The sequence below is a fragment of the Streptomyces katrae genome (genome assembly GCF_002028425.1).
In the GTDB taxonomy this organism is placed as follows: Bacteria; Actinomycetota; Actinomycetes; order Streptomycetales; family Streptomycetaceae; genus Streptomyces; species Streptomyces katrae_A.
Window position 1 is genome coordinate 4,406,536 of record NZ_CP020042.1, and the last position, 21,959, is coordinate 4,428,494.

Annotated in this window: 19 protein-coding genes; 9 read left to right on the plus strand and 10 right to left on the minus strand. The window is 73.4% G+C overall.

Annotated features, from left to right (window positions below; all coding sequences use genetic code 11):
- Positions 1-15: 15 nt before the first annotated feature.
- The 4 genes from B4U46_RS20150 to B4U46_RS20165 all read right to left on the minus strand — a co-directional run bounded on the left by B4U46_RS20150 (position 16) and on the right by B4U46_RS20165 (position 3,627).
- Complete coding sequence (locus B4U46_RS20150) at positions 16-210, minus strand: hypothetical protein (RefSeq protein ID WP_079429131.1); 195 nt, start codon at positions 208-210, stop codon at positions 16-18.
- A gap of 183 nt (positions 211-393) precedes the next feature.
- A complete protein-coding gene (locus B4U46_RS20155) occupies positions 394-2,001 on the minus strand; it encodes a transporter (RefSeq protein WP_079429132.1) in 1,608 nt (535 codons plus the stop codon).
- Positions 1,998-2,834 (minus strand): ABC transporter ATP-binding protein, encoded by an 837-nt coding sequence (locus B4U46_RS20160; RefSeq protein ID WP_079429133.1) that lies wholly within the window; start codon positions 2,832-2,834, stop codon positions 1,998-2,000. The genes B4U46_RS20155 and B4U46_RS20160 overlap by 4 nt, the downstream gene beginning before the upstream one ends.
- Positions 2,835-2,946: 112 nt before the next feature.
- A complete protein-coding gene (locus tag B4U46_RS20165) occupies positions 2,947-3,627 on the minus strand; it encodes a bifunctional DNA primase/polymerase (RefSeq protein WP_079431876.1) in 681 nt (226 codons plus the stop codon).
- 219 nt (positions 3,628-3,846) lie between these two features.
- On the opposite strand from B4U46_RS20165, the gene B4U46_RS20170 reads away from it, so the two are divergent.
- Together B4U46_RS20170 and B4U46_RS20175 are read left to right on the plus strand one after the other, a co-directional pair.
- The gene (locus tag B4U46_RS20170; RefSeq protein WP_079429134.1) at positions 3,847-5,229 is read left to right on the plus strand and encodes a transcriptional regulator; all 1,383 of its coding nucleotides are present in this window, start codon (positions 3,847-3,849) and stop codon (positions 5,227-5,229) included.
- A gap of 91 nt (positions 5,230-5,320) precedes the next feature.
- Positions 5,321-7,315: a hypothetical protein gene (locus B4U46_RS20175; RefSeq protein ID WP_237293014.1), complete on the plus strand. Its 1,995-nt coding sequence runs from the start codon at positions 5,321-5,323 to the stop codon at positions 7,313-7,315.
- 12 nt (positions 7,316-7,327) lie between these two features.
- Here the strand turns inward: B4U46_RS20175 and B4U46_RS20180 are convergent, their stop codons facing one another.
- Complete coding sequence (locus B4U46_RS20180; RefSeq protein WP_079429136.1) at positions 7,328-8,770, minus strand: ABC transporter substrate-binding protein; 1,443 nt, start codon at positions 8,768-8,770, stop codon at positions 7,328-7,330.
- A 196-nt stretch (positions 8,771-8,966) separates the two neighbouring features.
- Between B4U46_RS20180 and B4U46_RS20185 the strand changes: the two genes are divergently transcribed.
- Together B4U46_RS20185 and purU are read left to right on the plus strand one after the other, a co-directional pair.
- Positions 8,967-9,413 (plus strand): SCO4402 family protein, encoded by a 447-nt coding sequence (locus tag B4U46_RS20185; RefSeq protein ID WP_079429137.1) that lies wholly within the window; start codon positions 8,967-8,969, stop codon positions 9,411-9,413.
- A 14-nt stretch (positions 9,414-9,427) separates the two neighbouring features.
- On the plus strand, positions 9,428-10,306 hold the full coding sequence (purU, locus tag B4U46_RS20190; RefSeq protein WP_079429138.1) for a formyltetrahydrofolate deformylase: 879 nt from the start codon (positions 9,428-9,430) through the stop codon (positions 10,304-10,306).
- Between the two features lie 60 nt (positions 10,307-10,366).
- Here the strand turns inward: purU and B4U46_RS20195 are convergent, their stop codons facing one another.
- Positions 10,367-10,879 carry an EF-hand domain-containing protein gene (locus B4U46_RS20195; protein WP_079429139.1) on the minus strand — a complete coding sequence of 171 codons (513 nt, stop codon included), beginning with the start codon at positions 10,877-10,879 and terminating at the stop codon, positions 10,367-10,369.
- Positions 10,880-11,169: 290 nt separating this feature from the next.
- On the opposite strand from B4U46_RS20195, the gene B4U46_RS20200 reads away from it, so the two are divergent.
- Both B4U46_RS20200 and B4U46_RS20205 read left to right on the plus strand, forming a co-directional pair.
- A complete protein-coding gene (locus tag B4U46_RS20200) occupies positions 11,170-11,748 on the plus strand; it encodes a sigma-70 family RNA polymerase sigma factor (RefSeq protein WP_079429140.1) in 579 nt (192 codons plus the stop codon).
- Complete coding sequence (locus B4U46_RS20205; RefSeq protein ID WP_079429141.1) at positions 11,745-12,971, plus strand: zf-HC2 domain-containing protein; 1,227 nt, start codon at positions 11,745-11,747, stop codon at positions 12,969-12,971. The genes B4U46_RS20200 and B4U46_RS20205 overlap by 4 nt, the downstream gene beginning before the upstream one ends.
- A 60-nt stretch (positions 12,972-13,031) precedes the next feature.
- Here the strand turns inward: B4U46_RS20205 and B4U46_RS40190 are convergent, their stop codons facing one another.
- The 4 genes from B4U46_RS40190 to B4U46_RS20225 all read right to left on the minus strand — a co-directional run bounded on the left by B4U46_RS40190 (position 13,032) and on the right by B4U46_RS20225 (position 18,483).
- Positions 13,032-14,282 (minus strand): transglycosylase family protein, encoded by a 1,251-nt coding sequence (locus tag B4U46_RS40190; protein ID WP_079429142.1) that lies wholly within the window; start codon positions 14,280-14,282, stop codon positions 13,032-13,034.
- 171 nt (positions 14,283-14,453) lie between these two features.
- A complete protein-coding gene (locus B4U46_RS38360) occupies positions 14,454-16,076 on the minus strand; it encodes a CHAP domain-containing protein (protein ID WP_079429143.1) in 1,623 nt (540 codons plus the stop codon).
- A gap of 175 nt (positions 16,077-16,251) precedes the next feature.
- The gene (locus B4U46_RS20220) at positions 16,252-16,530 is read right to left on the minus strand and encodes a hypothetical protein (protein ID WP_079429144.1); all 279 of its coding nucleotides are present in this window, start codon (positions 16,528-16,530) and stop codon (positions 16,252-16,254) included.
- Between the two features lie 297 nt (positions 16,531-16,827).
- Positions 16,828-18,483, minus strand: a complete 1,656-nt coding sequence (locus B4U46_RS20225; protein ID WP_079429145.1) for an AMP-binding protein — start codon at positions 18,481-18,483, stop codon at positions 16,828-16,830.
- Positions 18,484-18,628: 145 nt separating this feature from the next.
- Between B4U46_RS20225 and B4U46_RS20230 the strand changes: the two genes are divergently transcribed.
- The 3 genes from B4U46_RS20230 to B4U46_RS20240 are packed head-to-tail and all read left to right on the plus strand — an operon-like array spanning position 18,629 to position 21,934.
- A complete protein-coding gene (locus B4U46_RS20230) occupies positions 18,629-19,822 on the plus strand; it encodes an amidohydrolase family protein (protein ID WP_079429146.1) in 1,194 nt (397 codons plus the stop codon).
- A 1-nt stretch (position 19,823) separates the two neighbouring features.
- A complete protein-coding gene (locus B4U46_RS20235) occupies positions 19,824-20,978 on the plus strand; it encodes an acyl-CoA dehydrogenase family protein (RefSeq protein ID WP_079429147.1) in 1,155 nt (384 codons plus the stop codon).
- 5 nt (positions 20,979-20,983) lie between these two features.
- Positions 20,984-21,934 carry an acyl-CoA dehydrogenase family protein gene (locus B4U46_RS20240; protein WP_079429148.1) on the plus strand — a complete coding sequence of 317 codons (951 nt, stop codon included), beginning with the start codon at positions 20,984-20,986 and terminating at the stop codon, positions 21,932-21,934.
- The last annotated feature ends 25 nt before the right edge of the window (positions 21,935-21,959 follow it).

Here is a 21,959-nt window from a genome sequence, read left to right on the forward strand (position 1 = left end):
CCAGGGGGAGGCCCGTCACCGCCCGCGCCGGGCGCGGGTCCGGGCTGTTTCGAACTCGGGGGCGGTGGTGGGCTCCGCGTGGAACTCCTCCTGGGCGTTGACCTCCGTCAGGTCCGGGACCGGGACCTTGCCCAGGCCGATGGACTCCTGTGAGGTCTCCCCGCAGCGGGAAGGTCGCCTCGGGTTCCACGCCGAAGCCCGCCACGGCACGCCAGGCCGCCTCGACGGACGGGCCCGGTTCGTTGCCGTGGACCGCCTCCACCTGGAGGTCGGTGTTTCCGATGACCTCGAGGAGGTCGTGCTCGCCGGTTTGTACGCCGTGTCCTTCGTCGAAGACGCCGCAGGGGGTGGGCGGCCCGCGGGCCGCCCACCCCCTGCGGGTGCCGGGCGGGGTCAGCCCTTGCTGACCGCCGTCAGGATTTCCGGGAGCTTGCGCGAGACCGTTGGGGCGGCCAGGCGCAGGCCCGTCCAGGCGGCCAGGGTGCCCCAGGCGATGCCCGCCGGGAGGGCGAGCCAGGCCAGGGTGGCGGGGTCGTCGGAGAAGAAGCTGATGTAGACCGCGAGGACGATCACGGGGGCGCTGATCAGCGCCGAGGCGATCATGCCGCCGAAGATGCCCATCCAGGCCAGGCCCGCCTGGCCCGGGACGACGTTCTTGAAGGCGCCCTCCGTCGGGATGGAGTACGGGAAGTGCGCCGAGGCCAGTGCGCCCGTGCACAGCATCGCGCCCAGCAGGCCCAGCCCCAGCCCGAGGGCCGCCGGGAACTGCGCCCAGTCGCCGACCAGCGCGGCCGTGACGACGGTGACGAGGACGGTGTACGGGACGGTGACCAGGGCCAGCGCCCCGGCGCGGGCGCGGAGTTCCACGTACGCGTCGCGCGGCGAGGAGATGGTCTGGGCGACCATCCAGAACGCGGAGGTGTCCTGCCCGAACTGGTTGTACATCTGGACGCCGAGCATCCCCGCGCCGAAGCAGGCCAGGTAGACGGAACCGCTGCCCTGGACGGCGTTGAAAATGGGGATGATCATGCCGACGGCCAGCGCCGACACCCACGCCGACTTCGTCTTCGGGTCGCGGACCACGTAGCGCAGGGTGCGCTGCATCGCCGCGCCCGTGCGCCCGTCGGGGAGGAAGGACCGGGCACGGCCCGAACCGCGTTCCTTCTCCGGCTTGGCCGCCGCGAGGGTGGAGCCGTCCGGGGTGACCATCAGCCTGGTCAGGCTCCGCTCCCAGAACCGGAGGAGCAGTCCGAGGGCGGCCAGGGTGATCGCGAGCTGGGCGGCGGCCTGCGCGTAGGCGCCCTTGCTCGCCGAGTCGACCATGCCGACCGCCGTCGCCGGCGGCAGCCAGCGCAGGACCGCCTCGACCGGCTCCAGCGCCGAGAGCCCGCCCTGCTGGACCAGGCGCTGGCTGGCGAAGTTGACCAGCTGGGCGCCGACCGCGATCAGCAGGCCGCTGAGGAGGGCCAGGTCACGGCCCTTGCGGCTGGTCAGCAGCCGTACGTTCGCGGTGGCCACGGCCCGGGCCAGCGCCACGCAGCCGAGCAGGAGGAGCGGTGCGCCGAGCACGGCCGCCACGACGCCCGCCGCGCCGTGCGCCACCGCCGCCACCGAGCCGACTGCCAGGCAGAGCGTGAACAGCGGTCCGATGCCGACCAGCGAGGAGGCCAGCAGGGCCCGGACGAGCGGACGCGGGCGCAGCGGCAGCATCACCAGCCGGCTCGGGTCGAGGGTCTCGTCGCCGGCGGGGAAGAACAGCGGCATCACGGTCCAGGCCAGCGCGAGGATCGCGCCCCCGAGGACGACGACGGTGCCGGCGTGGGTGTGGCCGTGCAGCAGGGACAGGCCCAGGGTGGCGAGCGCGGAGAAGGCCAGGGAGATCACCAGGCTGGTGATCCAGACGGCCTTGCGCTTCGAGGAACCCTTCAGCCCGTTGCGCATCAGCGAGAGCTTGAGGCGGACGAACAGGGGGGTGAGGGAGGCCTCGGCCGTGGCGCTCATCGGGCGCCGCCGAGCCAGTCGAGGGAGTCGCCGGCGGCGTGGTCGCGGGCGCCGACGAGTTCGAGGAAGGCGCTCTGCAGGGAGGGCGCGGAGCCCCGTACGTCGGCCAGCGGGCCCGCGGCGCGGATCTGGCCGGCCGCCATGACGGCCACCCAGTCGCAGAGCGATTCGACGAGCTCCATCACGTGGGAGGAGAACACGACGGTGGCACCGGACGCGGTGTAACGTTCCAGCACCCCGCGGATGGTCTGCGCCGACACCGGGTCGACGCCCTCGAACGGCTCGTCCAGGAAGAGGACTTCGGGGTTGTGCAGCAGGGCGGCGGCCAGGCCGATCTTCTTGCGCATGCCCGTCGAGTAGTCGACGACGAGCTTGTGCTGCGAGCCCGCGAGGTCGAGGACGTCCAGCAGCTGCGTGGCCCGCTTGTCGGTCTCCTCGCCCGGCAGTCCGCGCATCCGGCCCATGTAGCCGAGGAGTTCACGGCCCGAGAGGCGCTCGAACATGCGCAGGCCCTCGGGCAGCACCCCGATGCGCTTCTTCACCTCGACCGGGTCGGACCAGACGTCGTGCCCGGCGACCGTCACCCGGCCCATGTCCGGGCGCAGCAGCCCCATCACCATCGACAGCGTGGTGGTCTTGCCGGCGCCGTTCGGGCCGACGAGGCCGATGAAGCGGCCGGCCGGCAGCTCCAGGTCGATCCCGCCGACGGCCACCTGCTCGCCGAAGCGCTTCCACAGTCCTTCTATCCGTACGGCGGCACCGGCCGACGCGGGTCGCGCGCCGTCCGATCCGCCCGCACCGCTACCGCCTGCCGCATAACCCTGGTCCGGCATGCGCCTGCCTCTCGTTCTCATCCCCGTGGTCGTACTTTTCCCACGATAGGAGGAGGGGAAGAGGGCTCGGCAGTTACGAATGTCATGAAGTCGCGGACGTCGGCGAGGTCGGCTACGCCTGGCGGCGGCCCCGGGCCGCGGCCGCCTCGCTGCCGCACGCGTACGCGAGGGCGTCGATCAGCTCCTCGGTGTCCGGCAGCCAGCGGTTCGCCGGAGTGGGCTTGCGGGCCCACTGCACCGGCCCCTTGCCGCCGTAGCGGGTCGGCGGAGCCGCCACGTACTCGCCCTCACCGCGCGCGGTCAGGTCGATGGCGTGCGGCAGCCAGCCCAGCTTGCGCACCAGGTCAGGCACCTTCGCCCCGGCGCCCGGCAGCACGAAGAACAGCATGCGGTGGTCCGGGGTGAGGGTGACCGGGCCGAGGGTGCGCTGCATGCGCTCCAGCCGCGCCAGCGCGAGGAAGCCCGCGGAGTCCGGGACGTCCAGGGCGTCGAAGGTGCGGCCCGTCGGCAGCAGGATGGACGCGCCCGGGTGCTTTCCCCAGATCCGCCGCACCCCCACGGCACTGCCCGAGGCCAGCGAGCGCCAGTCCTTCACCGCCGGGTGCGCGCCGGGCGCCGGGCAGTCGGCGACCCCGCAGGAGCACAGCTCCCGGCCGTCGCCGGGCTCCAGCCAGGTACCGGCGAAGACGTCCCAGTGCCGCTCCTCCACGTACCGCACGGCATGGTCGAGCAGCAGCTCGCCGCGCTGCTGGGGGATGGGTGCGGTCGCCGTGACTCCGATGGTGTCTTCCACGCCCAGCACAACTCCCGGGGTCACCGGGGGTTACGGGGATAAACGCCCCGGGCGGCGGTGCATCGATCCTGCACGCGGGGCGCACGGGTGCACGAGCGGGGGCGCGTAGGAGCCCAGCGCGCGGCCGATGGGTAACGACACGTCGCAGAGAGGAAGATTCTCCGCACTTCAGGCGGGAAGTGATCATTCCAGCGATCACCCGCGTCTCAGGGGGTTTTCATGGCAGCCAGGCCTCTCGTCGCCCGCCAGCCGAACGAACGGCTGCAGGCGCTCATCCAGGAAGCCGGGTGCTCCAATGCCGGGCTCGCCCGGCGCGTCAACATGTGCGGGGCCGAGCACGGCCTCGATCTCCGCTACGACAAGACCTCCGTGGCCCGCTGGCTGCGCGGCCAGCAGCCGCGCGGCCGGGCCCCCGGCATCATCGCCGAGGCGCTGGGGCGCAAACTCGGCCGGACCGTCACCATCGACGAGATCGGCATGGCCAACGGCAAGAACCTCGCCTCCGGGGTCGGCCTGCAGTTCTCCCCGACCGTCGTCGGCGCCATCGAGCAGGTCTGCGAGCTGTGGCGCAGCGACGTCGGGCGCCGCGACTTCCTCTCCGGGTCGAGCGTGGCCGCCTCCGCGCTCGTCGAGCCCAGCCGCGACTGGCTGATCACCGGGGCCGATCCGCAGGTGGCGCGCAACGGCGGCTCGCGCGTCGGGATGTCCGACGTGGAGGCCGTCCGGGCCACCACCCAGGCACTGACCGACCTCGACCACCGCTTCGGCAGCGGGCACGTGCGGCCCGTGGTCGTGCACTACCTCAACTCCGTGGTCTCCGGGCTGATCGGCGGCTCCTACCGGGAGCCGGTGGGGCGGGCGCTGTTCGCGGCGGTGGCCCGGCTCACCGAACTCGCCGGGTACATGGCGGTGGACACGGGCCAGCCGGGCCTCGCCCAGCGCTACTACATCCAGGCGCTCAGGCTCGCCCAGGCGGCGGGCGACCGCGCGTACGGGGGCTACGTGCTGGCCGCGTCGATGAGCCACCTCGCGGCCGAGCTGGGCAACCCGAGAGAGATCGCGCAGCTGGCGCGGGCCGCGCAGGAGGGCACGCGCGGGCAGGTCACCCCGAGAGTGGAGGCGATGTTCTACGCGGCGGAGGCGCGCGGGCACGCACTGCTCGGCGACGGCCGTTCCACGGCGGTGCTGTCGGGCCGGGCGGTCACGGCGCTGGAGCGGGCCGAGCCGGAGTCGGGCGACGACCCGGTGTGGATCCGCCACTTCGACCAGGCCTACCTGGCGGACGAGCTCGCGCACTGCCACCGCGACCTCGGCCAGGCCGACGCGGCGGGCAAACGCGCGGAGGAGGCGCTGCGGGGGCTGCCCGTGACGAAGGCCCGCCGACGGGCCATCGGCCTGCTGCTGCTGGCCGCGGCGCAGGTCCAGCAGCGGGAGGTGGAGCAGGCCTGCCAGACGGCGACGAAGGCCGCCGAACTGCTGGGGACGCTGCGCTCGCGGCGGGGTGCGGAGTACCTGGACGACTTCCGGGCGCGGCTGGAGCCGTACCGGGAGGAACCGGCGGTGCGGGAGTTCGGGGCGAGGCTGGAGGTTCAGGTGGCCTGACGTCGACACGCCGTGACCGGGTAGCGTGACCCGACGGCTGCGCGGATCCTCCACGGAGCGCGGACGTCGGAGAAGGCGAGAAGGAGTCCCGGTGACGGAGAACGGACAAGGGGGCGTCCCCCAGCCCGGGGCGCCGCAGGCCGGGCAGCCGTGGGCGGCGCCGGGGTACGGGTTCCCGCCCGCGCAGGACCCGTACGGCACGCCGCAGCCGCAGGGGCACGAGCAGGCCCCGGGGTACGAGCAGCCCCAGGGGTACGAGCAGCAGGGCGGGTACGAGCAGCAGGGCGGGCCGGTCCAGGCCGCCTACGTCCCGCCGCCGGAGCCCGGCGCCCCGGCGTACGGCTACCCCCAGACCGGCCACGCCCCCGCCCCCGAGGCCCCGGGCGCGCCGGGCTACGGCTACCCGCCGGTGGCGGACGCGGCCACGCAGTACCTGCCGCCGGTCGCGGACGCCCCGACGCAGTACGTCCCGCCGGTGCAGGCGGGGCCGGCCGCGCACCTGTCGCACGCCGCCACGCAGTACGTGCCCCAGGTGGGCGCCGCCGCACCCGGCACCCCGCACGCCCGGCCCGCGGGCCCGGGAGCGCCGGGGGCCATGCTGGCGGGGGCCGAGACCCAGGCCGTGCCGGCGGTGCCGGGAACCCCGGCCGGGGGCCCGCCCCCGTACGACCTGCCGCACGTGGGCGGGGGCGGGCCCGCGACCCAGTACGTTCCGCCGGTCCCGGCGGGCGGCGTGGCGGATGCCGCCACCCAGTACCTACCGCCGGTCCCGGCGGGCGGTGTGGCCGAGGCCGCGACGCAGTTCGTTCCCCCCGTCCCGGCGGGTCCGGCGGGTGGCGTGGCGGATGCCGCTACCCAGTACGTTCCGCCCGTCCCGGCGGGTGGCGTGGCGGATGCCGCCACCCAGTACATCCCTCCCGTTCCGGCGGGCGGCGCGGCAGAGGGCGCGCATCAGTACCTCCCGCCGGGGCCGGGGGGTGGTGTCGCCGAGGCGGCGACGCAGTACCTTCCGCCGGTCCCGGCGGGCGGTGTGGCAGACGCTGCGACGCAGTACCTTCCGCCGGTCCCGGCGGACGGTGGGGCGGATGCCGCTACCCAGTACCTTCCGCCGGTTCCGGCCGGCGGTGCGGCCGACGCCGCCACCCAGCTCGTTCCCCCCGTCCCGGCCGGTCCGGGGAGTGGTGCGGGTGAGGACGCCACGCAGTACATCCCGCCCGTCCCCGCCGACCCCGGCAGGGGGAGTGCCGCTGGGGGTGAGGGGTTCGAGGGGCTGTTCCGGGACGGTGGTGGTGAGGGGGCCGTCGACGGGCGTGCGCAGCAGGGGCCGCCCGTCGCCGAGCCGGCGGCTCGGCGGACGCCGCCGCCCGCGGCGCCGCAGCGGCGCCGGCCGCAGCCGCCGCAGCCGCAGCAGTTCCAGGCTCCCGCCCCGCCCCCGGCGGCCCCCGCGCGCCGGGTTCCGCCCGCGGTGATCGCGGCCGCGGTGTTCGGGCTGGTCGTGGCAGGGCTCGGGGTGGGGGCGCTGCTCAGCGACGGCAAGGCGCAGAACAACGACCCCGTGGCGACGTCCCCGGGGTCCGGGGGAGCCGGCGCCGGCGCCGACGCGCCGGGCGGTTCCGCGCCGGTGGACCCGGCGCGCCCGCAGGCCGTCCAGCTGGACAAGCTGCTCGCGGACGCCAACGACAGCCGGACCGCGGTGATCAAGGCCGTGGACGACATCAAGGACTGCAAGAACCTGGGCCAGGCCGCCCAGGACCTGCGGGACGCGGCCCGGCAGCGCGACGAGCTGGTCACCCGTCTCTCGGACCTGAAGATGGACCTGCTGCCGAACCACGCCCGGCTCTCGGCGGCGCTGACCAAGGCCTGGAACGCCTCGGCCGACGCCGACAACAGCTACGCGGACTGGGCGGACGACGCCGGCCACGACAAGGGCGGCTGCAAGGACGGCAAGGCGAAGCAGACCGACGGCGCGGCCGACGGCAACAAGTCCAGTGCCGAGGCCACCAAGGCGAAGGAAACGGCGGCGACCATGTGGAACACGATCGCCGCCAAGTACGGGCTGACCCAGCGCGACAAGACCCAGCTGTAGCGGGCAGCGGCATCAGGCCGAGCGGGGGGCCGACTCCAGTACCGGGGTCATGTCCTGGTCCGCCTCGCCGGGCTGGGCGACGAGCCGGCCCTGCTGGACGACCTGGAAGCTGACCCGGCCGTTCACTAGCCGGGGGAAGCCGGCCACCGCCCGCATGTCCTGGTAGCGCCAGCTCAGCTCCGGGGTGAGGTTGCCGGTGGAGATGCCGGAGGACTCGTTGAGCATCCGGGCCATCTTGCGGGCCGTGATCTCCTCGCCCTCCTTGAACTTCTGGATGACCTGGTTGAAGACCGTGTAGGCGATCCAGGTGGTCTGGGCCCCGCTGTCGTCGGACTCGACGGTGTCGTCGCCGAAGGCCTGGTCGCTGATCACCTTCCGCATCGGCGCCCACAGGGGGTCGGTCGACACCGGGTACCAGCTGGTGACGAGCGCGCCCTCGAAGGGGCTCTCCTTGCCGCCGGTGCGGTCGACCAGGGCCTGGCTGACGCTGCCGAGGACGGAGGAGATCTGCGGGTTGCGGTGGGTGGAGTCGGCGCGGCGGAAGGCGTCGAAGAAGGTCTCGGTCCGCTCGCCGAGCACGGCCGTGACACAGCTCTTGGACGACGAGGGGCTTCCCTTGGCGGCCGTGGAGGCCGACGGGGAGCCGGCCGACGCCGGCCCGGAGGGGCCCGGGGACGGCGTCGTCTTGGACGAGGGCGTTCCCGTGTCCCTCGTGCCGGTGCCACCTCCGCCCGAGCCGCCGCCCGAGCCGCCCGAGCCGCCGCCCGAGCCGCCCGGAGTGGCCTCGGACAGGGCCTCGCGGGCCTGCGGCATCAGGTCCGCGGCGTCCTCGGCCGCCCGGATGTCGGAGGCCTCCGGGCTGTTGTTGGCCCTCAGCCCCGCGTTCAGCAGCACCGGCATGGTGTCCCCGGCGAGGGTGTCGGGGCGGACCAGGGAGACCTGGGCGCAGGCCTTGCCGAGCTGGTGGCCGGCGCCGGCGAGCAGGGCGGGCTGGCCGCCGTTGACCGGGTAGGACAGGGTGCTCTGGAACTCCTCCGCGGAGACCCCGTAGCCGCCGATGAAGGGGATCCCCTCGGCCTCCAGCGGGGCCATGAAGGCGCGCCCGTACTGGCTGTAGGAGCCGACGACGGCCACCGCCTTCTTCGTGATGGCCTCGCGGGCGCAGTCGGCGGCGCCGGTCGCGGTGTTCTTCTCGTTGCAGGTCAGGACGCGCAGCTTGCGGCCCTTGATGCCACCGTTGGCGTTGATCCAGCGTTCGTACGCCTTGGCCATTCCGGGCATGCCGGGCATGTTGGTGGCCTTGGTTCCCATCGGAGCGAACGTCATGACCGTGAGGGTGTCCCCGGAGTTCCCCGGGCTGCCGGGGAGCACCCCGCACGCTGTGGTGAGACACGCACCTGTCGCTGCGGCAAGTAGCAGGCGGGACAAGGCGGTTGCGCGTCGGCATTTGGTCATGTCCCACGACCATTCCGCCACAGGGGTAACTGGATGCTGAGGTGTACACAACATCCGGTGACGCCCGGGTGAACGGCCGGGGGCGGGGTGTGGATAGGTGCGTCAAGATCGCATTTGTGGGGAACGTACGATCGAAAGCGTGACATTCGCCCAAGGTTCGAAGAACTCTTCCCGCCGCGGCGGCCGCTCCTCCACCATGGGCGGCATGCCCCTCAACGACATGCCGTGGTGGCGCTGGCGCAGCAACGTGCGCTCGGCGCTGCACATGCTCTCCGACCCCGCGTTCCAGCAGGAGGTCTGGCTCGCCGGCGCCGAAGGGTACGGGGACGTCACCGACGCCGTGTACCGGCTCGTCGAGGACACCTGGCTCGACAGCTGGTCCGCCGACAAGTACATCGGCACGATCTTCCGCGACGCCCAGGAGGCGGCCCTGGTCGACCTCGCCGTGCTGCGCGTTCTGCGGATCCTGCACCAGGTCGGCCCGGACGCGCCCGTGAGCGCCTACCTGGAGAACCCCGCCTGGCCCGACGCGGTACGGGCGGCCCGCGAGGCGCACGTGCGGATGTCCGCCGCGGACGGGGAGGACCCGGACGAGCGGCCGAGCTCCGTGGAAGTGCTGAGGATGCTCACGCGCACGGTGTGAAAGGCTATGGGGTCATGAGCGACCCGCAGCCCGGGGCCCGGCCCCTGCCCCAGTACGTCCTGACCGTGTCCTGCCCCGACAAGCAGGGCATCGTGCACGCCGTGTCCAGTTACCTGTTCATGACCGGCTGCAACATCGTGGACAGCCAGCAGTTCGGAGACCGGGAGACCGGCCTCTTCTTCATGCGGGTGCACTTCGAGGCCGAGCCGGAGGTCACGCTGGAGAAGCTGCGCGCCAGCTTCGCCGCCATCGGCGACAGCTTCCGGATGGACTGGCAGATCCACCGCTCGGACGAGCGCATGCGGATCGTGCTGATGGTGTCGAAGTTCGGCCACTGCCTGAACGACCTGCTGTTCCGCACGAGCATCGGCGCCCTGCCGGTGGAGATCGCGGCCGTGGTCTCCAACCACACCGACTTCGCCGAGCTGGTCGGCTCCTACGACATCCCCTTCGTGCACATCCCGGTGACGAAGGACACCAAGGCGGCGGCCGAGGCGCAGCTGCTGGAGCTGGTGCGGGCGGAGAAGGTCGAGCTCGTGGTGCTGGCCCGCTACATGCAGGTGCTGTCGGACACCCTGTGCAAGGAGCTCAGCGGGCGGATCATCAACATCCACCACTCCTTCCTCCCGAGCTTCAAGGGCGCGAAGCCGTACCACCAGGCGCACGCGCGCGGTGTGAAGCTGATCGGGGCGACCGCGCACTACGTGACGGCCGACCTCGACGAGGGGCCGATCATCGAGCAGGAGGTCGAACGGGTCGGCCATGAGGTCACGCCGGACCAGCTGGTCGCCGTCGGGCGGGACGTCGAGTGCCAGGCGCTGGCGCGGGCCGTGAAGTGGCACAGCGAGCACCGGGTGCTGCTGAACGGGTCCCGGACGGTCGTCTTCGCGTAGTCCCCGCGTAGTCCCCGCGGGGGTCCGGGGGCGCTGCCCCCCGACCCCCGCCGGCCGGTGTCACGCGTCCGGGTCGACGCCGCAGTACGAGGCGAAGGCCGTCAGGATGGCCTCCTGCGAGATGCGGCCGTCCGGGCCCGCCAGGGCCGTGGCCACCTGGGCGGCCAGGGGCGGGGCCGTGCCCAGGACCCGCAGGACCCGGGTCGCCGCCGCCGGGGTGGCGCCCGTGCCGTCCTCGTCCGCCACCGCGACCACCGCCGCCAGGAACGGGCGGGCGATCTCGGCGAACCGCTCGGGGTTGTCCCGCAGCCGCTTCGCCGCCCCGGTGACGAACTCCTCGCGGGACACGCGCTGGTCCCCGTCCACGTCGGCGATGCCGGCCATGCCCTGCCAGAACGCCTCCGCCCCGGCGAAGACGGCCTGGCCCTTGTCCGAGCGGGCGGTGACACCGAATTCGGCCAGTACCGCGCGGGCGGCCGTACTGAAGTCCTCGCGGTCGATGTAACCCGACCCGTCCTGGTCGAAGGTGGCGAATCGGGAGGCGATCTTGCGCTCGTACTCTGCGCTGTCCATATGCGGCGTTCCGCCTTCACATGTGCGTTGGGGGTGCACTTGAGGTGCAGATCAAGACAGGCAGGAGCGTAAGCCCTCGATGGCCTGCGCGTTAAGCGGAGCGGTCGACGGGGTGGCCGCATCGAACCCGCGCACGGGGAGCGCGCCGGGGCGCGTACGCATGTGCGGCCGCGCCGCGGGAGGCTGCGGCTAGCACGGGGGTCGCGCTTACGGGGGAGGTTCCCCCAAAACAGGCGCGGTCCGGCCGGTGGCGACTACATTTGACGGGTCGACACACGGCTGGAGGCACCATGGCGAAGGACGTTCCACCGCGCTGGGACCGCCGCATGCAGCAGCGTCTCGCCCGCGGTGAGGCCGCCGCCCTCGGGGAGCTCTACGACCGCTTCGCCTCGCTCGTGCACAGCCTCGCCCACCGGGTGCTCGGTGACGAGAAGGCGGCGGACCGCATCACCCGCGAGGTCTTCGGCTACATCTGGGAGAACCCCGACGCCTACGACCCCAAACAGGGCTCCATGCGTTCCTGGGTCGCCCGGATCACCCAGGGCCAGGCCGTCGCCCGGCTGCGCCAGGCCGAACTGGGCCGGGGCTCGCGCGAGGAACTCGAACAGAAGGTGCGCAGCGCCAACGCCGCCGCCCGCGCCGACTACATCGTCACCTCCATGCCCGCACCCCTGCGGGCCGCCCTGGAACTCGCGTACTTCAAGCGCCGCGACTACCGGCAGGCCGCCGCCGACCTGCAGATCAGCGAGGACGAGGCGCGGCGCCGGCTGCGGCTCGGGCTCCAGCTGCTGTCGACCGCCAACGTCCTCCCGAGGGAGGACCCCGCCCCGCCCGGATACGGCCCACGCGGATACGGAACCACCCGATGACCGGACCCACCGATGACACCCCCGACGACGCGTACGAGCCCCCGGCGGGCGGACCGGCGCTGATACCGGGTCCGCGCGCGGCCGGCGACGACCTCCAGGCGCCCGAGGTCCTGCCGCCCGCACCGCCCTCGCACGCCGTACTGAAGTCCCTGCTCGGAGCCTGGGCGCTGGCCGCCTGCTCCGCCGAGGAGACCCAGGCCGTCGAGGACCACCTCACCGAGTGCGCGCCCTGCGCCGAGGAGGCCCTGCGGCTGCGCGACGCGGTCGGGCTGCTGCACCCCGAGGAAAGCCTCGACCTCAAGCCGCTGCTGCGCTCGCGGGTGCTGGAGGACTGCCTGGGCAAGCGCCCGGCCCGGATCCCGGTACCCGTGTGGGCGAACCCGTACGACACCGAGACCGCACGGCTGGACGCCCTGCTGCGGGACTTCGGGGAGTCGGAGTGGGACACCCCGGTGCGGCTGAAATGGTTCGAGGGGGAGCGCAGGCGCAGCCACCGCACCACCGTGGCGGGGGTGATCGGACACCTGCTGACGGTCGACGGGCTGGTCGCGACCGCGCTGGGACTGGACGATCCGCTCGGCCCGCAGGCACCGCCGGGCGGTCCCACCGGCCGCACCCGGCACTACTGGAACTCGGCCGGCGACCAGTCCACCCGCAAGGTCCGCGAACCCTGGCGGGAGCAGGGGCACACCCTGGTCCGTACGGTCTCCTTCGCGGGCCGGGGCGTGGCCGAACTGTCCGTGGACTACGGGGCCTTCGCGCTGCCGCTGGGCGACGCCTTCCTGGAGCGGGCCTTCGAGTGCTGGGTGCACGCCTGGGACATCGCGGAGGCGGTGGACTACCCGTACGAGCCGCCGTCCGGTCCGCACCTGCACGGCATGATCGACCTCGCGGCCCGGCTGCTGCCCCGCGCCCTGGCCGGACGCCGCCGCTCGGGCCTGGCGGCCCCGGCGCGCGGGCTGGTCGCGGCGGGGGCTCCGGGGCGGACCCTGCACCTGGAGATCGAGGGCGCGGGCGGGGGCGGCTGGGACATCGCCCTGGACTCCCCGGCGGCGAAGCCCTCGCGGGAGCACACGGTGGCGGAGGTCGCGCTGGACGGGCTGGAGTTCTGCCAGCTGGCCGCCGGGCACATCTCCCCGGAGGAGGCCGCGGTCGGCCAGACCGGCGACCGGGAGGCGATCCGCGACGTCCTGTTCGCGGCGGCGTCGCTGAGCCGGCTGTAGCGGAACGCACGTACGCGGCTCCGGGGATCCGGAGCCGCGTACGGTGGCGAAGGGCCGGGGTCAGACGGTCGGCAGGGCGGCGATGAGGGCGGCCGGGACGCTGACGACGTTGGCGAAGTCGGCCTTGCCGGGGCCGAACTCGGCTTCGGTCATGGCGCGCTTCTTGCCGCCGGTGACCAGCCAGACGGTGGGGTCGCCCTGGGCGAGGAGCATCGTGCCGTCGGCGGGGACCGCCTTGGCGGCGGCGGAGGCCAGCCACTCACCCGGGATGACCTCCAGGGGGCGCTTGTCGTAGCCGAGGCCGGTGAAGTCGGCGTAGGTCAGGGCGACGGCCTTGCCGCCGGCCATCACGTAGACGGTGGGGTTGGCGGCGTCCTTGACGACGGTGCCGTTGACCAGCTGCTTGGCGGTCGCGGCGGCGAGCCAGCTGGTCGGGACGCCCATCAGCGAGCGCTGGTCGTATCCGTTGGCGCTCCACTCGGCGGCGGAGATGTGCACGGCGGTGCCGTTGACCATCACGTAGCGGGCCGGGTCGGAGCCCGTCTGGTCCATGACGACCCGGCCGTTCGACACGGTGCGCTGTACCGCGGCCTGGAGCCAGGCGGTCGGGACGCCCATGTCCGGGCGGGTGTTGTAGCCGTCGGCGGTCCAGTCCTGGCCGCCGATCTTCAGGGCGGCACCGTCGATGACCACGTACCGGTCCGCGCCGCCCGCCTGGTCGTGGACGACCGTGCCGGCCGGCGGGGCGCTCGGCAGACCGTTGAACGCCGAGTCCTCGACCAGCACGATCTTGCCGAGGTCGTAGTGGTCGGGAGTGACGTCGGAGCCGGCGACCGGGACACCGGCACCCTTGATCATGACCTTCACGGCCGGGCCGTTCGGGGACTTCACGAGCGTGCCGTCGGCGAGCGAGGCCGGGCTCGGGTAGGTGGGGCCCGACGGGTACGGGTCGGCGTGATCGGCGCCCAGGCCCGCGGCGGGGCCGCAAGACGGCCAGGCGCCCTGGCCCTGGCCGGCCAGGATCTTCTCACCGGTGAGGATCTGCTGCTGCTTGGTGGCGAGGTCGGGGCGGGAGGCGTAGTCGGTGCCGCCGAAGGCGCGCCACGTCGACATCGATATCTGGAGGCCGCCGTAGTAGCCGTTGCCGGTGTTGATCGACCAGTTCCCGCTGGCCTCGCACTGGGCGACCTTGTCCCAGGTCGAGACGGACGCCGCCGAGGCGGTGGTGCCGGCGGCGAGCGGGGCGGCGATGGCGAGGAGGGCGGTGGCGGTGGCGAGGAGTGCGGACTTCTTGCGGGCGGCGGAGCGCATGACGGTGTCCCTCGGGGTGTCTGTGGCTGCGGGGCGGGGCTGCGGGGCGGCGGCCCGGCGGGGGGCCGGGCCGCCCGGCCGGTGGGGGCTGGGCGGCCCGGGGTGTTGCTCAGGAGGCGTTGCTCGGGCGGTGGTGCCGAGCCGCCGTCAGGCGGTGGCGAAGGGCCGGGGTCAGACGGTCGGCAGGGCGGCGATGAGGGCGGTCGGGACGCTGACGACGTTGGCGAAGTCGGCCTTGCCGGGGCCGAACTCGGCTTCGGTCATGGCGCGCTTCTTGCCGCCGGTGACCAGCCAGACGGTGGGGTCGCCCTGGGCGAGGAGCATCGTGCCGTCGGCGGGGACCGCCTTGGCGGCGGCGGAGGCCAGCCACTCACCCGGGATGACCTCCAGGGGGCGCTTGTCGTAGCCGAGGCCGGTGAAGTCGGCGTAGGTCAGGGCGACGGCCTTGCCGCCGGCCATCACGTAGACGGTGGGGTTGGCGGCGTCCTTGACGACGGTGCCGTTGACCAGCTGCTTGGCGGTCGCACCGGCCAGCCACTCGCCGGGGACGCCCATCAGCGAGCGCTGGTCGTACCCGTTGGCGCTCCACTCGGCGGCGGAGATGTGCACGGCGGTGCCGTTGACCATCACGTAGCGGGCCGGGTCGGAGCCCGACTGGTTCATGACCACGGTGCCGTTGGCCGGGGCCTTGGCGGCGGCGGCCTTCAGCCACTCGCCGGGGACGCCCATGAGCGTCTGCTCGTTGTACCCGTCGGCGGTCCACTCCGACGCCGAGATGTGCAGGGCGCCGCCCTCGACCATCACGTAGCGGGCCGGGTCCTTGCCCGTCTGGTCCATGACGACCAGGCCGGTGGCGATCTGGCGCTGAGCGGCGGCCTTCAGCCAGGCGGACGGGACGCCCATGTCCGGGCGGGTGTTGTAGCCGGCGGCCGTCCAGTCCTCGCCGCCGATCTTCAGGGCGGCACCGTCGATGACCACGTACCGGTCCACGCCGCCCGCCTGGTCGTGGACGACCGTGCCGGCCGGCGGGGCGCTCGCCAGGGAGCGGAAGGCGGAGTCGTCCACCAGGACGATCTTGCTGAGGTCGTACTTGTCCGGCGTGACGTCGGAGCCCGCCACGGGGACGCCGGCGCCCTTGATCATGACCTTCACGTCGGGCCCGTTCGGCGACTTGACGAGGGTGCCGTCCGCGAGGGAGGACGGGGCCGGGTAGGAGGGCTTGTTCGTGCCGGCCGGGGAGATGTAGCCGCTGATCCGCTGACCCCAGGGGGAGGAGCCGACCTGCCACTCGTCGGTGCTGTGGGTGCTGACGTGGCCCGGGTAGCCGCCCTGGTTGCCGCCGGTGATGGTGACCCAGTTGCCGGAGATGGCGGTGACGAGGGCCACGTGGTCGTCGGAGTAGCTGCCGCCGTGGTTGTAGACGACGGCGTCGCCGACGTGGGGCGTGCTGGAGAGGGTGCCGTACTTGACGCCGTAGTCGTAGAAGCTGTCCGCCATGTCGCTCAGGGTCGACAGGCCGGTGACCCCGTTGCGGGCCCAGACCCAGCCGGCGAAGTCGGCGCACCAGGCGTGGGTTCTCTGGCCGTTGTAGCAGCTGCTGCTCTGCTCCGATCCGCCCACGTAACCGCCGTGGGCGCAGGCGCCGTTGCCCTCCTCGGCGCGGGCCGTCGCGGCGATGCCGTCGGTGAGTGCCGAGGCGCTGGCCGGCGAGGCGAAGATCATGGTGGCGGCTGTCGCGGCGAGGGCCGAGGTGGAGGCGACGCGGATGGCGGTGGCCTTGAGGTTCTTGGGCATGGCTGAGCTCCTGTGGGCGTGAAGAGACGTGTGGTGGCGCCGCGGGATGCCGCGGGGCGGGGCCTGGTCGAGGCCGGAAGGGGTGGGGCTGCGCACCGTGGTGCCGGTGGGACGGCTGCCCTGCAGGAACAGCGGTCGGCGGACCGGGTGGTGGCGGACGGGGTGGTGCGGTGGGTCAGATGGTGAGCTGCGAACTCAGGCGGTAGGCGCGGCCCGCTCCGGTGCCGAGGACGGCCGTGAGGAGGCTGGACGCCTTCCGGTGGGCCTGGTCGTCGTTCTCGGCGCGGACGAAGAGGGCCACGTTCAGGCCCGTGGGCAGCGGGCGCACCCGTACGTGTTCGAGGGCGTGCTGCGGGCCCGCGTGGGCCCAGAGGGCGTCGTGCAGGAGGCTCGCCCCGCTCTCGGTACCCGGTGCCCCGGTGTGGCTGAGGAGGGGCAGTCGGACGAGGAGCATGCCGGTCAGTCCCAGCTGATGACGTCAGCGCAGGGGGTGTGGGCGGCGCAGGTGCGGATGCGGTGGAGCGGAGCGGTTTTCGGCATGGCGGTGCCCCCTGACGGCTGGTGCTGGTGGACCCGGAAGGCGGATGTCCGGGCGTCGGGGGCGAGTCCCGCCCCTGCGGCCCCGGCTTCGGGTTTCGTTCCCGCCGCCGTTCCGGTGAGCACCATCCTGCTGCCCGCGGAAGGTGCGCGGAAGGGGATCGGGCGGGCACCAAGGGGACTGTCACCTTGGTGCCAGGGGGTGGGTGCGCGGTCAGGAATAGCGCTCGCGCAGGCGGTACTTGAGGACCTTGCGCAGGGCGTCGTTGCGGGGCAGGGCGTCGACGAGTTCCAGCTGTTCGGGGAGCTTGTACGGGGACAGGCCCTGCGAGCGGAGGTAGGCGGTGATCTGGGGGAGGGTCAGCGGGGCCGCGCCGGGGGGCTGCTCGACCACGGCGCAGACGCGTTCGCCGCGCTCCTCGTCGGGGAGGCCGATGACGGCCACGTCGCCGATCCCGGGGAGCTGGTGGAGGAGGTCCTCGATCTCCTTCGCCGAGATGTTCTCGCCCTTGCGGATGATGACGTCCTTGCTGCGGCCGGTGAGCACCAGGTGGCCGGAGGGGGTGAGGTGGCCGAGGTCGCCGGTGATCAGGTAGCCGTCGGCGTCGAAGACGTCCGGGGTGTCCTTGGCGTCCTTCTGCCCGAGGTAGCCCCGGCAGACTGCCTCGCCGCGCAGCCGGACCTCGCCGTCGGTGCCGGCGGGCAGGGGGGTGCCGTCGGGGGTGGTGATGCGGATGGACATGCCCTCCGGGGGGCGGCCCTCGGTGGTGGCCAGGTTCTCGGGGGTGTCGTCCGGGGAGCCCATGGTGATCATCGGGACCTCGGTCATGCCGTAGCCGTGGGTGAGCTGGCAGCCCAGCTCGCGCACCACCGCGTGGTAGATCTCCGGCGGCTTGGGGGCGCCGCCGCCCGCGAGCAGGCGCAGGCTCGGGAGGAGGGGCGTGCCGGGGTCCTTGCGCTGCTCGGCGAGGAACATGGAGTAGAAGGCGGTGGAGCCGCCGGCGATGGTGACCCCGTGGCGGCGGTAGCCGTCCAGTGCGTCCGGCATCGCGAACCGCTCGAAGAGGACCGCCGGAAACCCGTAGAGCAGCAGCATCACCGTGTAGTCGGGGCCGGCTATGTGCGCGTACGGGAAGGCCATCGAGCCCACGTCGGAGGGGGTCAGGCGCAGGGCGTGGGCGAGGCAGGAGCCGCCCGCGATCAGGGAGCGGTCGGTGTGCAGGACGCCCTTGGGGTCGGAGGTGGTGCCCGACGTCCAGTAGATCCATCGGACGGACGTCCCGTCGGCGGGCGGCGGGGGCAGCACGGCCGGCTCGCCGTCGGGCAGGTCCGCGTAGGCCTCGAAGACCCCGCGGGCGCCGAGCCGGGCGGCCATGGCGGTGTGGTCGAAGCCGCGCCAGGTGCCGGGGACGGCGAAGAACTCGGCCTCCGAGGAGCGCAGGGCGAAGGCCACCTCGCGGTCGCGGTAGAACGGGATCACGGGTGACTGGACGGCTCCGAGGCGGGCGAGGGCCGCGGACAGCAGGACCGTCTCGATGCGGGTCGGGAGCTGCCAGGCGACGACGGTGCCGGGACGCACGCCCATGCCGTGCAGGCCGGCGGCGACGCGTTCGGCGCGGTCGCGCAGGGCGCCGAAGGTGAGGGTGCGGTCGTCGGCGGGGTCGTCGGCGGCCTCGATGAGGACCGGGGCGTCGGGGGTGAGGGCGGCGCGGCGGGAGATCAGCTCCCAGAGGGTGCGGGAGCGGCCCAGTCCGGTGGCGACGGCCCTCGCGGCGTCGTCGGTCCTCGCGCTGTCCCGCCGGGCGCTGTCCGTCGTCGCCCCGTCCGCCCTCGCCGCGTCGTCGGTCCTCGCGCTGTCCGTCGTCGTCATCGCGGGCCTCTCCCCTGGGCGTGCCGGCCTGCCGCCAGCTGACGGTCAGTCAGATCAAGGGCAGAGCGTAGGCCTCCGGAGCTTGTCGGTCCAGGGGTGGCGGGGCTAGCTTGTTTCTGACGATCCATCAGATTGGGGAGCCCGCATGGCACTGGAACTGCCTCGGATCATCAGCGTCGACGATCACGTGATCGAGCCCGCCCACCTCTTCGACGTGTGGCTGCCCGCGAAGTACCGCGACCGCGGCCCCAAGCCCCTCACCGCCGGCATCGGCGAGCTGGAGTACACCGGCGGCAAGTACGTGATCTCCATGGACCCCGACGGGCCGCCGACCGACTGGTGGATCTACGAGGACCTGAAGTTCCCGTACAAGCGCAACATCGCCGCCGTCGGCTTCGACCGCGACGACATGACCCTGGAGGGCATCACCCGCGAGGAGATGCGCCGCGGCTGCTGGGACCCCAAGGCGCGGCTCCTCGACATGGACCTCAACCACGTCGAGGCCTCCCTCTGCTTCCCCACCTTCCCCCGCTTCTGCGGCCAGACCTTCGCCGAAGCGCACGACAAGGAGGTCGCCCTCGCCTGCGTGCGCGCCTACAACGACTGGATGGTGGAGGAGTGGTGCGGCGACAGCGGTGGCCGGCTGATCCCGCTGTGCATCATCCCGCTGTGGGACATCGACCTGGCCGTCGCCGAGATCCGCCGCAACGCCGCCCGCGGGGTCCGCGCCGTGACCTTCTCCGAGATCCCCACCCACCTCGGGCTGCCGTCCATCCACTCCGGCTACTGGGACCCCTTCTTCGCCGTCTGCCAGGAGACCGGCACGGTCGTGAACATGCACATCGGGTCCTCCTCCCAGATGCCCGCCGCCTCCCCCGACGCCCCGCCCGCCGTCCAGGCCTCGCTCAGCTTCAACAACGCCATGGCCTCGATGATGGACTTCCTCTTCAGCGGGGTCCTGGTGAAGTTCCCGACGCTGAAACTCGCCTACAGCGAGGGCCAGATGGGCTGGATCCCGTACGCCCTGGAGCGCGCGGACGACGTCTGGCAGGAGCACCGCGCCTGGGGCGGGGTCCGCGGCCTGATCCCCGAGCCGCCGTCCACGTACTACTACCGGCAGATCTTCTGCTGCTTCTTCCGCGACAAGCACGGCATCGCCTCGCTGGACGTCGTCGGCCGCGACAACGCCACCTTCGAGACCGACTACCCGCACGTGGACTCGACCTTCCCGCACACCAAGGAGGTCGCCCTCGACCACGTGAAGGGACTGGACGACGAGACGATCCACAAGCTGATGCGCGGCAACGCCATCCGCATGCTCGGACTGGACCTGGTCTGACATGGACCTCTCCCACACCGAGGAGGAGCAGGACTTCCGGGCCCGGCTGCGCGCCTGGCTCGCCAAGGTGCTGCCCGAGCTGCCCGCCAAGCCGTCGCCCGACGACTGGCCCGGCCGGCGCGCCTACGACCTCGGCTGGCAGCGCCGGCTCTACGACGCCGGCTACGCGGGCCTGCACTGGCCCCTCGACGCCGGGGGCCGCGGCGCCACCCCGACCCAGCACCTGATCTTCCTGGAGGAGACCGAGCGCGCCGGCGCCCCGTACGTCGGCGCCAACTTCGTCGGTCTGCTGCACGCCGGCCCCACCATCGCCGCCGAGGGGACCGCCGGGCAGCGGGCCCGCTGGCTGCCGCCGGTGCTGCGCGGGGAGGAGGTGTGGTGCCAGGGGTTCAGCGAGCCGGGCGCCGGCTCCGACCTGGCCGCGCTGCGCACCCGGGCGGTGCGCGACGGGGACGCCTACGTGGTCACCGGCTCCAAGATCTGGACCTCGCACGCCGAGGTCGCCGACTGGTGCGAGCTGCTGGTGCGCACCGACCCGGCCGCGCCCAAGCACAAGGGGATCTCCTGGCTGGCCATGCCGATGGACGCGCCCGGGGTCACGGTACGGCCGCTGCGCACCCTCGCGGGGTCTGCCGAGTTCGCGGAGGTGTTCCTGGACGAGGTCCGGGTGCCGGTCGCCAACCGGGTCGGCGCCGAGAACGACGGCTGGCGGGTCACGATGGTCACCCTGTCCTTCGAGCGCGGCACCGCCTTCGTCGGGGAGGTCGTCGCCTGCCGGCGCACCCTGGGTGCGCTGGCGCGGGCGGCCAGGGCCAACGGCCGCTGGGACGACCCCGTACTGCGGCGCAGGCTGGGCCGGCTGTACGGGGAGTTCGGCGCGCTGTGGCGGCTCACGCAGTGGAACGTCAGCGAGGCGCAGGGCTCGGGCGGGGTCCCCGGCATCGGGGGCAGCGTGTTCAAGCTGGCCTACTCGCACGCGCGGCAGGAGCTGTACGACGCGGCGGCGGAGGTGCTGGGGGCGGGGGCGCTGTCCCTGGAGGAGGAGTGGACGGCGGAGCGGCTGTCGTCGCTGTCCTACACGATCGCGGCGGGGACCTCGCAGATCCAGCGGAACATCGTCGCCGAGCGGATCCTCGGCCTGCCGAAGGGGCGGTGAGGGTCGTGGACTTCCGGCTGACGGAGGACCAGCGGGACCTGCGGGCGGGCGTCCGCGAGCTGCTCGCGGGGCGGTACGGGCGCGAGGCGCTGCGGGAGTCGGTGGCGTCCGGGGCGGCGGTGGACCGGCGGCTGTGGCGGGAGCTGGGCGAGGCGGGGTTCTTCTCCCTGCGGCTGCCGGAGTCCGAGGGCGGGGTCGGGCTGGGCCTGCCGGAGGCGGTGCTGGTCTTCGAGGAGGCCGGGCGGGCGCTGCTGCCGGGGCCGCTGGTGGCGACGCACCTGGCGGCCGGGGTGGTCCCGGGTGCGGCGACGGGCTCGGCGGTCGTGACGGCCTTCGACCTGGGCGGGCCGCTGGTGGCGCACCTGGGGGAGGCGGACGCGGTGCTGGGGGCGGAGGGGATGCCGCCCGGCGAGCCGGTCCGCTCGGTGGACCCGCTGACCCCGCTGTGGCGGTCCTCGGGGGTGCTCCCGCCGGAGCACCGGGAGGCGGGGGCGCTGCTGACGGCGGCGCTCCAGCTGGGCAGTGCGCTGCGGACGGTGGAGCTGGCGGTGCGCTACGCCGGGGAGCGCGAGCAGTTCGGGCAGCCGATCGGGGGCTTCCAGGCGGTCAAGCACCTGTGCGCGCGGATGCTGGTCCGCGCCGAGGTGGCCCGTACGGCGGTGTACGCGGCGGCGGTGACGGGTGACGCCGCCGAGATCGCGGCGGCCAAGCTCCTCGCGGACGAGGCGGCGGTGCGCGGGGCCCGGGACTGCCTCCAGGTGCACGGCGGGATGGGCTTCACGTGGGAGGCGGACGTGCACCTGCACCTGAAACGGGCGTGGGTGCGGGCGGAGCAGTGGCACACGGCGCGGGAGGCGGAGGAACTCCTGGCGGCCCGCCTCGGCACGGAAGCGGAGGCGGAAGCGGGCGCGGACGCCGAGCCCGACGCGGAGTCGGAGGTGGCGGTGATGGGGTAGCAGCCTGTGACGCAGGGGCACGGGA

What these genes read in the sequence shown, in the direction of transcription:
- B4U46_RS20155 (WP_079429132.1), bottom strand. Translation starts at nt 2,001, where the DNA reads ATGAGCGCCACGGCCGAGGCCTCCCTCACCCCCCTGTTCGTCCGCCTC.
- B4U46_RS20160 (WP_079429133.1), bottom strand. Translation starts at nt 2,834, where the DNA reads ATGCCGGACCAGGGTTATGCGGCAGGCGGTAGCGGTGCGGGCGGATCG.
- B4U46_RS20170 (WP_079429134.1), top strand. Translation starts at nt 3,847, where the DNA reads ATGGCAGCCAGGCCTCTCGTCGCCCGCCAGCCGAACGAACGGCTGCAG.
- B4U46_RS20180 (WP_079429136.1), bottom strand. Translation starts at nt 8,770, where the DNA reads ATGACCAAATGCCGACGCGCAACCGCCTTGTCCCGCCTGCTACTTGCC.
- B4U46_RS20185 (WP_079429137.1), top strand. Translation starts at nt 8,967, where the DNA reads ATGGGCGGCATGCCCCTCAACGACATGCCGTGGTGGCGCTGGCGCAGC.
- purU (WP_079429138.1), top strand. Translation starts at nt 9,428, where the DNA reads ATGAGCGACCCGCAGCCCGGGGCCCGGCCCCTGCCCCAGTACGTCCTG.
- B4U46_RS20195 (WP_079429139.1), bottom strand. Translation starts at nt 10,879, where the DNA reads ATGGACAGCGCAGAGTACGAGCGCAAGATCGCCTCCCGATTCGCCACC.
- B4U46_RS20200 (WP_079429140.1), top strand. Translation starts at nt 11,170, where the DNA reads ATGGCGAAGGACGTTCCACCGCGCTGGGACCGCCGCATGCAGCAGCGT.
- B4U46_RS20205 (WP_079429141.1), top strand. Translation starts at nt 11,745, where the DNA reads ATGACCGGACCCACCGATGACACCCCCGACGACGCGTACGAGCCCCCG.
- B4U46_RS40190 (WP_079429142.1), bottom strand. Translation starts at nt 14,282, where the DNA reads ATGCGCTCCGCCGCCCGCAAGAAGTCCGCACTCCTCGCCACCGCCACC.
- B4U46_RS38360 (WP_079429143.1), bottom strand. Translation starts at nt 16,076, where the DNA reads ATGCCCAAGAACCTCAAGGCCACCGCCATCCGCGTCGCCTCCACCTCG.
- B4U46_RS20220 (WP_079429144.1), bottom strand. Translation starts at nt 16,530, where the DNA reads ATGCTCCTCGTCCGACTGCCCCTCCTCAGCCACACCGGGGCACCGGGT.
- B4U46_RS20225 (WP_079429145.1), bottom strand. Translation starts at nt 18,483, where the DNA reads ATGACGACGACGGACAGCGCGAGGACCGACGACGCGGCGAGGGCGGAC.
- B4U46_RS20230 (WP_079429146.1), top strand. Translation starts at nt 18,629, where the DNA reads ATGGCACTGGAACTGCCTCGGATCATCAGCGTCGACGATCACGTGATC.
- B4U46_RS20235 (WP_079429147.1), top strand. Translation starts at nt 19,824, where the DNA reads ATGGACCTCTCCCACACCGAGGAGGAGCAGGACTTCCGGGCCCGGCTG.